This window comes from Pseudoalteromonas sp. CH_XMU1449-3 (assembly GCF_037027245.1).
GTDB lineage: Bacteria > Pseudomonadota > Gammaproteobacteria > Enterobacterales > Alteromonadaceae > Pseudoalteromonas > Pseudoalteromonas shioyasakiensis.
This window is the reverse complement of sequence record NZ_JAYMDY010000039.1, coordinates 1-10,150: the sequence shown is the minus strand read 5'-3', so window position 1 is coordinate 10,150 and position 10,150 is coordinate 1. Positions and strand designations below refer to the sequence as shown.

Annotated in this window: 16 protein-coding genes; 14 read left to right on the top strand and 2 right to left on the bottom strand. The window is 38.6% G+C overall.

Features of this window, described 5'->3' with window-relative positions; all coding sequences use genetic code 11:
- The 6 genes from WA256_RS20865 to WA256_RS20840 form a co-directional block, all read left to right on the top strand.
- Window positions 1-402 (top strand): hypothetical protein (locus tag WA256_RS20865; RefSeq protein ID WP_335993283.1); only part of this gene is annotated, 402 nt, incomplete at its 5' end.
- A gap of 564 nt (window positions 403-966) precedes the next feature.
- Window positions 967-1,158: a hypothetical protein gene (locus WA256_RS20860; protein WP_062565556.1), complete on the top strand. Its 192-nt coding sequence runs from the start codon at window positions 967-969 to the stop codon at window positions 1,156-1,158.
- A 143-nt stretch (window positions 1,159-1,301) separates the two neighbouring features.
- Entirely contained in the window at window positions 1,302-1,664 is a 363-nt protein-coding gene (locus WA256_RS20855; RefSeq protein WP_335993281.1) for a hypothetical protein, read from the top strand.
- Window positions 1,665-2,109: 445 nt separating this feature from the next.
- Window positions 2,110-2,562, top strand: coding sequence for a hypothetical protein (locus WA256_RS20850; RefSeq protein WP_335993279.1), 453 nt, complete (start codon window positions 2,110-2,112; stop codon window positions 2,560-2,562).
- A 105-nt stretch (window positions 2,563-2,667) separates the two neighbouring features.
- The gene (locus WA256_RS20845) at window positions 2,668-2,994 is read left to right on the top strand and encodes a hypothetical protein (protein WP_062565553.1); all 327 of its coding nucleotides are present in this window, start codon (window positions 2,668-2,670) and stop codon (window positions 2,992-2,994) included.
- Window positions 2,995-3,118: 124 nt separating this feature from the next.
- Window positions 3,119-3,520 (top strand): DUF4259 domain-containing protein, encoded by a 402-nt coding sequence (locus WA256_RS20840; RefSeq protein WP_335993276.1) that lies wholly within the window; start codon window positions 3,119-3,121, stop codon window positions 3,518-3,520.
- Between the two features lie 233 nt (window positions 3,521-3,753).
- On the opposite strand, the gene WA256_RS20835 is transcribed toward WA256_RS20840, so the two are convergent.
- Window positions 3,754-3,975: a site-specific integrase gene (locus tag WA256_RS20835; RefSeq protein ID WP_335993274.1), complete on the bottom strand. Its 222-nt coding sequence runs from the start codon at window positions 3,973-3,975 to the stop codon at window positions 3,754-3,756.
- 527 nt (window positions 3,976-4,502) lie between these two features.
- Between WA256_RS20835 and WA256_RS20830 the strand changes: the two genes are divergently transcribed.
- From WA256_RS20830 to WA256_RS20810, 5 genes are all read left to right on the top strand, one after another.
- Complete coding sequence (locus WA256_RS20830) at window positions 4,503-4,670, top strand: hypothetical protein (RefSeq protein ID WP_156426480.1); 168 nt, start codon at window positions 4,503-4,505, stop codon at window positions 4,668-4,670.
- Between the two features lie 100 nt (window positions 4,671-4,770).
- Window positions 4,771-5,190 carry a hypothetical protein gene (locus tag WA256_RS20825; protein WP_062565552.1) on the top strand — a complete coding sequence of 140 codons (420 nt, stop codon included), beginning with the start codon at window positions 4,771-4,773 and terminating at the stop codon, window positions 5,188-5,190.
- Window positions 5,191-5,305: 115 nt separating this feature from the next.
- Complete coding sequence (locus WA256_RS20820) at window positions 5,306-5,584, top strand: hypothetical protein (protein ID WP_055022527.1); 279 nt, start codon at window positions 5,306-5,308, stop codon at window positions 5,582-5,584.
- Between the two features lie 135 nt (window positions 5,585-5,719).
- Window positions 5,720-6,067: an immunity protein Imm33 domain-containing protein gene (locus WA256_RS20815; protein WP_335993270.1), complete on the top strand. Its 348-nt coding sequence runs from the start codon at window positions 5,720-5,722 to the stop codon at window positions 6,065-6,067.
- A gap of 127 nt (window positions 6,068-6,194) precedes the next feature.
- Window positions 6,195-6,716: a hypothetical protein gene (locus tag WA256_RS20810; protein WP_335993268.1), complete on the top strand. Its 522-nt coding sequence runs from the start codon at window positions 6,195-6,197 to the stop codon at window positions 6,714-6,716.
- Window positions 6,717-7,189: 473 nt separating this feature from the next.
- Here the strand turns inward: WA256_RS20810 and WA256_RS20805 are convergent, their stop codons facing one another.
- Complete coding sequence (locus WA256_RS20805; RefSeq protein ID WP_335993266.1) at window positions 7,190-8,233, bottom strand: IS110 family transposase; 1,044 nt, start codon at window positions 8,231-8,233, stop codon at window positions 7,190-7,192.
- Window positions 8,234-8,420: 187 nt separating this feature from the next.
- On the opposite strand from WA256_RS20805, the gene WA256_RS20800 reads away from it, so the two are divergent.
- The 3 genes from WA256_RS20800 to WA256_RS20790 form a co-directional block, all read left to right on the top strand.
- Window positions 8,421-8,855 (top strand): hypothetical protein, encoded by a 435-nt coding sequence (locus WA256_RS20800; RefSeq protein WP_335993264.1) that lies wholly within the window; start codon window positions 8,421-8,423, stop codon window positions 8,853-8,855.
- 122 nt (window positions 8,856-8,977) lie between these two features.
- Window positions 8,978-9,475: a DUF2306 domain-containing protein gene (locus tag WA256_RS20795; RefSeq protein ID WP_335993262.1), complete on the top strand. Its 498-nt coding sequence runs from the start codon at window positions 8,978-8,980 to the stop codon at window positions 9,473-9,475.
- A 465-nt stretch (window positions 9,476-9,940) separates the two neighbouring features.
- Window positions 9,941-10,150: hypothetical protein (locus tag WA256_RS20790; RefSeq protein WP_335991463.1), on the top strand; the 210-nt coding region annotated here is incomplete at its 3' end.

The window sequence follows — 10,150 nt, the reverse complement described above, 5'->3', positions numbered from 1 at the left end:
TTCCCTTATAAAGAAGAGCTGGTTAGTCGTGATGGGTATATCGATTGGGTGCAGGAGTATGATTACGGAATTCGCTTTGCATTTGTAGATGATAATTATAATTTCAATTACCCTTCTAAATCTAACGGCCAGAGCATAGTTTATGACTCATTATTCAACTCTAAAGGGAAAAGAGTTGAGGTTCTATTTGAACCTAGAGAAAGTACGAAGCCAATATATACAACTAAAGAGTTTCACGATGTATTTGAAGTCAAGATAGAGCAAAATGTAATCCGTTCCTATGCCAAATCAGAAAAGGCGTGGAAATCAGATAACCTACTTATGCCGTTTATATTGGTACTATTTTTAATTGGTGGGCCTTATATATGGTGGAAAACCAAGAAAGAGTACAAGAATGCCTAACAAGCGGATATTGTCGGACTGGTTTTACGCTGCGCTCCAAACCAGCCGCATATGCGGTCGTTATGTTCTTATTTAACAAGGAGGTTTTTTGAGAAAAGCTTTTAGTATATTTTTATTATTGGCATTTTGAAGCTCTCGGGCATTTTGCTACTCAGACGTAGGTATCGTTTATCTAAATCAACTGATTGAGGATGTTCGTAGTCATAAAAATGAAGGTTCAGAATGCAAATACAGTAAAAAGCAGTTTGACTTGATAAATGAGCTAACAAGTTCAGAAAATAAACATTTCAAGTATGCTCGCTTGCTTGGTAAAAATCAAAGTGAGCTGCATGTTTTCGTAGAGATATCAAAACCACAGAGACCGGGTTTATCCTTAATTATTTCTATAAAAAATAACCGTTGTGAAAGTTTTAGCGTTTTCGAGATAATGAATTAAATTCCTGCTTTGAACATAAAAGACGCTTAACACGTTCACTGGGAGAAAAACGGGGCGCGCCTTTGGCATTTTCGCGCTACAATTTGTGTCCGTTAGCTAAGCATTATATTTACTTAAGGATTCGATCTGTGCCTAAATATCAAATTCCTAAAAATGTTGGTGAATGCGAAATTATTGAATCCAGAGCTGGAACTCCTTTGATCTGGAATAGAAAAAAAAGTAAAGGCAAAATTTCTATTCCTTGCAGAGACTGGGAGCACGCTGAAGAGGTTTTAAAAAAACTTAAGGCTCTGAAAAATGGTGGTGAATTGTGGGTATGATTTTATGCTTTCAGTAGCATAGTAAATATAACAAACGCATCAATGAATGGATGTCTAAAGCTTGGCTGGCACTCGTTCCTCTCAAATTTCAGCCAAACTTAATACGTCCCATATTGCGGCGTTATACACCATAGGAAAGCTTTGTGCTAATTCAAGCGATTAATAGTCAGAGAAGACTAAAACCATATTTCTACTCGCAGTCTGCTAAAGTTGGTGGTATTGGTTGCCTGCTTGGGCTTTCAGCAGCGTACCCGTTATTCTTTATAATTGCCTCGAGCTTTGGTATTGAGTCAGATATCCCAATACGTAGCTACGATGTTGGTACAGTATCTGTAATGTTCACAATATGCTTATTAATTCTTTGTTTATCACTATACGCATTTTGTGCTTTAACTGCCTTTATTTACTATGGAATTAAGTGCAAGAAAGGGCATATCGATAGGCAAGGACTTAATAATATCGTATTTAAAGGTATCTATCCAAAGCGATGGCAACGTGGGCTTTAGTTCGGATTATAACAAACCACTAAATACTCTCGCTGAGGCGCTAACAAATGGGTTGCGTCACTTTGTTGCTATTTCTAGCTCTTCAGTGGTGCGCTAGCCAATAGAAATGTTTATGCGAAATTCACCTAATACATCCGACTCTCTAAAATGTTTTTTTCCAGTAATTAGTTAACGCAAATACCCTAAATGTCTATTTTCAGAGATAGCTAAACATTGAGGTTGGCTTAAAATAATAGTTAATTTGTTTCCAAACTATGTAGTACGCACATATATTAAAAAATGAGCGACGAGCGCATTTTCTTTTTCTGAATCCCTTTAGGACTAATTTAAAATACAAGTTGCCGATGCTTTAAGTTATTTGTTACTAATAGATTTATTAATACATGAGCGTGACATTGGCAGAAAGATGCGTGACGCGAGCACTATTAAATTGTTAGGTAGCTAGATGGAATTTCAGAGTTGGCCAACACCTTTTGAAAATGGCAGTTTGTGGTTAGTTGATTTGTCATGGGGTACCAAAGAGTGGACTTTAGAGAAATCGAATGGTGTAAAGTACCTGATTAAAGGCGACGCAAAACACGAATACCATGAACTTGTTGCTCGTGTATTTCACGAAGAATCACAAACTATATACGAGCTATTATTTGAATCTGTAAATGGCTTTCGTTGTCTTGATGAGCATGGGTTGACTGAAGTTTGGAGCGAACAACGACCAAAGTTCAATACTTTTAAAATAAGAGGTCACGGCTGGCACAAAGAAAGTCCGCTCACCTTCTTTATAGGAAATGATGGTGAATGGTCTCACTTAATAGTTACTTCTGACGAATGTTTAGAGGTTGTTTGTCGGGAAAACCCTATTGTAAAAGTAATTGGTAAAGCAGAGGTTTTCGATACCTAACAAAGCCATAAAAAAGGACGCAAAACAGCAGGCTTGTGCTCCTTCGTCGCCAATTTTAGCCTGCTATTTTGTGCCGTTTATTACGGCGTTAGGTTAAAAAGTTGAATGGCACTACCTAAAAAAGGAATTAGAAAAATTGAGTATGAAGGGCATACATACGGTTGGTTAATTCGTTCAAAGCCAACTTACACTCAGGGGGCGTTTCAAAGCCCAATGACCATAGGTATTCAAGAATTGGACTGTGAAATGCCCAAGGTTTTATATGTTACTCTGAATATTGATCGGCCAGATAATTGGCTATCTAGTCATCAAACTCAAATAACCCCAAATATCATTCGTAATATTATTAAAGGGGCTATCGAAGAAGGTTGGGTGTTTAATGAGGGTGGGGCGGCATATGAGTATGAATTTGGTGTAATAAAAAATGCGTAGCCAGTCACCTAACAAGTTTAACAGCCACCGCCACTGCGTCGCTAGACAGACTAAACGCAGCTTCGCGGCAGGCTGCCGGTTATAAAGGCTTTGGCAGAAATCAAATCAACAAAGGAGAAATAATATGGGTGCATGGGGAATGGGAGTGTTTGATGATGATACTTCTTGTGACTTACTTTATGAAGCTATGGAAACAGACGCTCTCAGCTTTATCAAAAAAGCACAAAACCATAAAGATGCGGAGTATCTGGAATACGATGAATGCCACGAAGTTATTGTTGCTGCTTCTATAATGGACTACATATTAAACGGTACAAAATATAATCATAATACCGAAGGCTATGACGAATGGCTATCAAAGCAAGGAAAAGAAGGAATTGAAAATTTAAAGTCTGATATTTCTGAAGGCCTGCGGAGAGTTTTATCAGGAGAGTCAGAACTAAATGAGTTGTGGCTAGAAAATGAAGAAGATTACCCTGCATGGAAGGGGAATATAGAAAGTATATTGTCAAACTTAAACGGCTAATAAATTGCTGCACCTGACACATACTGCTACGCCCGTTTTGTTTATGTTTGTCATGGCGCTCTTTTTTTTACACAAAGTCGCTCTTTGCAATATGTGCAGGTGAGTAAGAGATTGCTTTACTCCATCAGGCGTCATCACTACAGGCAGCTTTGGTTGTCGATTACTTCGTGCAAAATTCAAGTTTAAAGAAAGCTCATTTTTGACAATATGTTTATATAAAAAAGCCAGCGCATTTAAAGCTGCGCTTTGTGTTTAGGTGACATATTACGTTTTAATACAATATGGTCTAAAAACGCTTTGACTTCTGCATCTCCCATTGAGCTTGGGTGACGTTTGTTGTAAAAGTGAATAAATTTTGCGATCCAACCTAAATAAGCATTAATTGTTCTTAATGAATACTGACGAGTGAGCATATAGTCTGCAATGTAGTTTAAATAAGGAGAACGAGTTTTCATTTTCATTCCTTTGAAATGAATTTGTATATATACAGCTTTAGCTCAGTCGCTCGTATAGTCAAGAAAACGACCCAATCGCTCGTTTTTATCCTGAGGTAAAAGCGAGAACTCCTAAATTTTAATAACACTGGCAATTAGTTAACAAGTTTGTTAAAAATAATCTAATAAGAAAAGCGAGCGATTCGCTCGCTATAAACATGTTAAGCATCAGTCCTATGAATTCACATTGTCACATTTGCAATAGAGAACTAGAAGTTAAGGGTGATCCATTATCGATCGATTGTGGTGGTGATTGCTGGGGATGCATAGGTGAAATTGAAGCTGACCAAGGCTATGAACCATCCATAATTCAGGTAAGGAAGGAGTTTTCTGAGGGATTAAGGCCGGACTGGATGCCAAGCACTGAAACTAGTTGTGAATTGGATTCAGAATCTAGATTGCATATTCAGGTTAAGCTATCTCGGCCTCTCGGAGAACCATGGAATGACGAACTGTTCGAGTTGAAGATAATTTCTAAAGGATCGAGAATGGAAGAAGAAGTTATCGAGCAAGTGCTTCTAACTACAAGCTCAAATGGCGAGTGTATTTACACTTCATCAGCTAAAACACCGAAAAATGGTTCGGATTTATGGTATTTCATAGTCCGTAAAGAAAACGAGTGGGGTTATCCAGTTTCAGGAGCAAGAAATGCTTAACAAGCAGCAGCAACGGACTGTCAAACCTGTCACTCAAATTGCTGCGCAATTACGTGCCAGCTTTGCCAGCCGCTGTGCTGGGCGTTAGGTGTACATATAGATGCAACCCAGATTAGAGCTCGAGTTTTTGCAAGATGATCCATCCAAAATATGGGTTAAGGCATGCAATGAGCGATTCGCAGGAGAAACGGAGCAGTATTTTAATGCTCAATCGCTGCGTGATCTCGCAGAAAATTTGTCTAGTTTTCCCAAGTCTAATTCGGATGAAATAATCTTCGAAGTAGGTGAAGTCGACTCATCTTATGGACACTGTTTTCTTAAGTTTTATTGCATCGATTCTGCTGGCCATACTGCTGTATTTATTTCAGTTTCAGATGGCGAATCGAATTCAGCAAAATTTACGGTTCAATTTGAAGTTTTATCATTGGATATGTTTGTTTCTTCAATAAATTTCGCTTTAAAATCGGGTAATGGTGTTTCCGAATTAATTGGTATTAATGCATATACACAAAACATTTGAGTGTAAGTACACCTAACAAGCGCATTAAAAATGGACGTCTAAAGTTTGGCTGGCGCTCATTCTTCGCGATTTTAGCCAAGCTTTATCCGCCCATTATGCGGGCGTTAGGTTACTAATGAGTACAGATATAGAACCGATGTATATTGATTGCGGTAAGCATGGAAAGCGAGTGGCTGCCGTACTATGTGGTCATCTTGTCAAACCTGAGGGAGAGCCTCTCGGTTTCATTGAAAATTCAAGCGTTCCAAATGATCTTCAAGCTTGGTGTTATCAATGTGAGGCTGTTTTTGAGGAAGAGGACGGCATGACAGAAAGATTCAGAGAGTTTAATCAAATGTCAGTCGTATGTGTTAACTGTTACGAACAAGCTGCACAGTATCACAATGTAGATTGAGGTTCGTAACCTAACAAGCTGTTTAAAATGGACGCCTTACTGCTTGGCTGGCGCTCATTCTTCGCTAATATTAGCCAAGCGTAATCCGCCCATTAACAGGGCGTTATATGCTTTTTCAAGTCAGGAGTAAGAAGCTTGAGTATTGAGTCAGTCCAAAAAGAATGTTGTGAGCATTATCAAGCAATTTATGCTCCTGTTGAGCCAACTCAACTTGTTACTATTTCTAAAGGCATTTATGAGGGCTCTACACCAGTTGAAGGAGTTCGTTACCCATCGCCAAATCATATGAGTGGTTGGTGGTTAACTACAGATGAGTACGACGGTAATACCAGCTCATTAGTTACGGTGCACTTTGAGCACATCATCGAAAAACGCCCTGAGTTAGCAATATATATGGCTCTTCCATTCGGGTATCGTTTTAACTTGGGCGGTGAGTCAGAGCATGTTTGGTTTGACCAAGCAGTGGCAGATGAAAGCATATAACAAATTAATTAAACAATGGACGCAAAACAGCAGGCTTGCGCTCATTCTTCGCTTATTTTAGCCTGCTATTTTCCGCCGTTTATTAAGGCGTTATAAACCACAATAGCCACCGTCACTTTGGAACCGTGTGAGTATTTTAAAACTAGAGAAACGATATTTTAACTTTTGGCTTTTATTAGCGTATTTCCTCGTTATTGGGTTAATTGATTCCCAATTATTCAGCCCAATACTCATATTATTAGCTATTCCTTTAAGCTACTTATTTCCTGAAAAACGCGAAAGTGGTTATTTCGTGGATGCTATTGATTTAGGAGAGTATTCTGACCAATATTTATATGCATTATATCGAGCATTTCTTTCATACACGTATATTTATTTGGCATATTCCATTAACTATCAGCTTTCGTTGGATATAGTATTTTTTATTTTCTGGTGCACTGGCGGTTTTTTATATTCATTCGCGGCTACATTTGTACCCAAGGATGGCTTCAAAACAGGCGGTAATTTTAAAGTAGCTCAACTTTATGCAATCATGTATCTTTTAGTTACTTTACTATTAATTTATTGGATAATAGTTAGTTTTAAAGGGCTTGATTGGTTTAGTCCCTTAGTCACAAATATCTATCATTTAGTTATCGGTGGCTTATAACACATATGAACCTTCTCGGGTCAAGTAAGCATAACGATTCTTTTTAGCTGCTTTAAGCAGCTAATTTGTCTTTGTAATCTTTTAAATCTGTTTATCTTCGGTATGTCTGTTAGCCGTTAAAAATCGTTTACGGCAAACACATATTGAGGGTCTCTTATTGCGATCTTATCGCTGCCTAAATCAGTTAATACATCAATTGCTTAGGGCCACTAGACATTTATCGGTTAACCTTAAACTGGCGCTACTCAAGGATATGGCTCATGTGTCCAGTTAGTTAAAGGCTCAGTTAAGGTGCAAACGATTTAATTCATTACAAAATTAATGCGCACCAATGAGGTGTCTAATCAAGGCCAAATAGCTTATTACATCGACAACACTTACCTGCGAACACAGCTTTTGCTGACTAAAACACAAATAATGCGTGGTTGTTCATGCCTATCTAGTTAGGAGAGCAGCTCACCTCATTGTCCGACTTAGCTTTTTAAAAACCTTTCATCATCGAATACCGTCTTATTCTTCAACATAAAATACACACAACGCCCAAGCTTGTGGGCAAGGACAGATAACGCTTTGGCTTTGCTCATACGCTTTTGCAGTTTGTTTAAGTAACGACGAGCTTTGTCATTGCCGCGTAAATAGAGTACAGCGGCTTCGCTAAAGGCCCATTTTAAATGACCATTACAAATCTTATTACCACTAGTACCATAGGTTTTACCAGCGGACTCGGCTTTACATTTCACGAGTCGGCAGTAAGAAGCGAACTTTTGTACAGATTCAAAGCGGTTAATGTCTCCAATCTCATACAAAATAGTCATCGCTAAAATAAGACCAATACCTGGGATGGTGCGAAGCTGAGTATAATAATTTGGCTGATGCTGCTTTGCTTTGCCCTCTAAGTAATATTCAAGCTTTTTAAGCTCTTCTGCGTAACTATCGAGAATGGCGAGGTCGAAGTTGATATTGCGTTGAACGGCTTGGTCTTCAAAACGCGTTTGGAATTCTTGACGAACACATTTGTTCTTCATATGTAGCTCAAGTGCTGGATAGTTGTATTGGCTATTAGTGTTAACTATATGTGCTTTTAATTGTGCCCCATGTTGAACGAGCTTAGTTCTTCGACGGAGTAAATCACGAGTAGAACGCATATGTGCGGGGTAATTGTAAGCAAGTGGAAAGTTACCACCTCGTAATAGGCTAGCAATTTTATATGAGTCAATTTTATCGTTTTTGGCTTTGCCTCCGTGAATCGCTTTCATGTAGAGGGCATGACCAAGCACAAAATCAATACCCTGTTCAGCACATAAGTCACTGACCCAATACCAGCAATGCATGCACTCAACACCAATAACGATATCTTCGAGGTAAGGGGAAATGAGTTTAAGTAATGCGGTTTTATCGGCTTTTATTTTCTGGTGAACAACTTTGCTGCCGCGATCATCAAGGATACAAACGTATAAAATGCGTGCATGTAGATCAATTCCACAATAATATTTATGATAATTAGTATAAAATTTCACTGAGCTTTCTCCTTTTGGTTTGGTCGCCTTGAAGTTTAGCTGTTCGCTAAACTTCGGGGAGAAGGTTCAATAAGTATCAAGTTACTCAAAAGGACGCAAAACGCTTGGCTTGTGCTCCTTCGTCGCTAATTTTAGGCAAGCATTTATTCGCCCATTAGTAAGGCGTTATATTTTCAGAGGTAGTCCGTTGGAAACTGAATTAAGCATTGAGGAAAGTGTTACTGAATCTAAATCAAGAAAAGAGCTCATTCCTCTATGGATTAAAATATTTGGGTGGCTTTTCTTGGTACTTGGCGTTGTTGCTCCAATTTTGTATGTGGCTTCTGCTATTTTCGACTTTGAACCAACATATGAAATGTTTGGGTTAAGTTACACTGGTAGCGCTTATGCAGCTATGCCTATGCTCATATCATTTATAATTTTAGTTAATGGTTTATGCGCGTATGGGCTTTTATTTCAAAAAGATTGGGGGTTAATGTCTTGTTTGGTTATGGGTTACATCGGCTTGCTTATAACTCTAGTAAGTATGTTTATTTACCTGCCAGATTTAACTATCCGTTTAGAACCATTGCTACAAATACCGTATTTAGTAAAGTTGCATAAAATGAAACCTCAGTGGTAATGAAAATATAACAAAGCAATAATGAATGGGACGCAAAAAGCTTGGCTGCGCTCATTCTTCGCTTAGTATAGCCAAGCTTTTGTGCGCCCCATATTGCGGCGTTAGCAACCTAGAGTAAGAGCGTGATTTTTTTTCAAACAACAATAGGTGCAGTTCATACTTTGTTTGCATTATTGGCAATGATAAGTGGTGCATATGTCATTTTAACAATCAAAGGTAATTCTCTACACAAAAAGGTAGGCTATTTCTACTTCGCTACTATGTTGGTCATGAACGTAACAGGCTTGTTTACTCGGACTCTCTTTGTATTTGGCCCTTTTCACTTTCTAGCAACATTCTCACTTTTCACTATATTATTTGGCATGGCGTGGCCTGTTTTTTTTAAACATCGCAAAAACTGGCTATACTGGCATTTTCAGGCGATGGCTTGGTCGTATGTTGGTTTGTGGGCAGCTTTCGCATCCGAAGTCATCGTTCGCTTACCGTTTGTTGAGTTTGGTATTATGTTTAGCTTGATGGTGGCAGTAGCTTCTTGCTGTGTAATGGTGATTGGTGGCTTTTTTATCGTCAAATATAAAAAAAGTGTTGCCACAAAGGTTGCTAACAAACCAATGCACTAAGACGCTTTCTCGCTGGCTGCGTTCGTGCCTCACTAGTATAGCCAGCGTTCAATCGCCTGTGATTGGGGCGTTAGGTACAACAAGAGGCTTGGAGATGAAATTAACATTCGCGTACATAATCTTAGCTATCAGCTTTGCTATTTTATCAGTCCTCAGTGTTCCTAGAAATGGGTGTTACAAAGGAGTATGTATCGACTTCCAAGCTTTTAGTGCTACAACATACTTATTATTTGGTGCTGCATTATTTTTTTCTGTTATAGCTTTATTACGCTTGCTAAATAGAGTTAAGCTAAATCATATACATAATTATGACAGCAAAGATTTAAGCAACATTGATGGGTAAGTTGTACCTAACAAGCGCTTTAAAAAAGTGGACAAATAAAACTTGGCTTTGTTCGCTTCGCTCAATATTTTAGCCAAGCATTATTTGCCCATTAAGCGGGCGTTAGGTTACAAGGAAGGTTGATGAAGCACTACTTCTGGCATTGGGACGAGTCCCGTGGCGATGAATATGACAACTGGGGAACATCAGACTGGTATTATGAAGTCGCTGACGATGAATCTTACAATAGAGTCATTCAAATATATCAATCGGGTAACGCATTGTTTTACAGCAGGGAGCATATTGAGGATAAGTACGGCATTTTACCTGAGGGTAGTTTCGGCTGTTGTGAA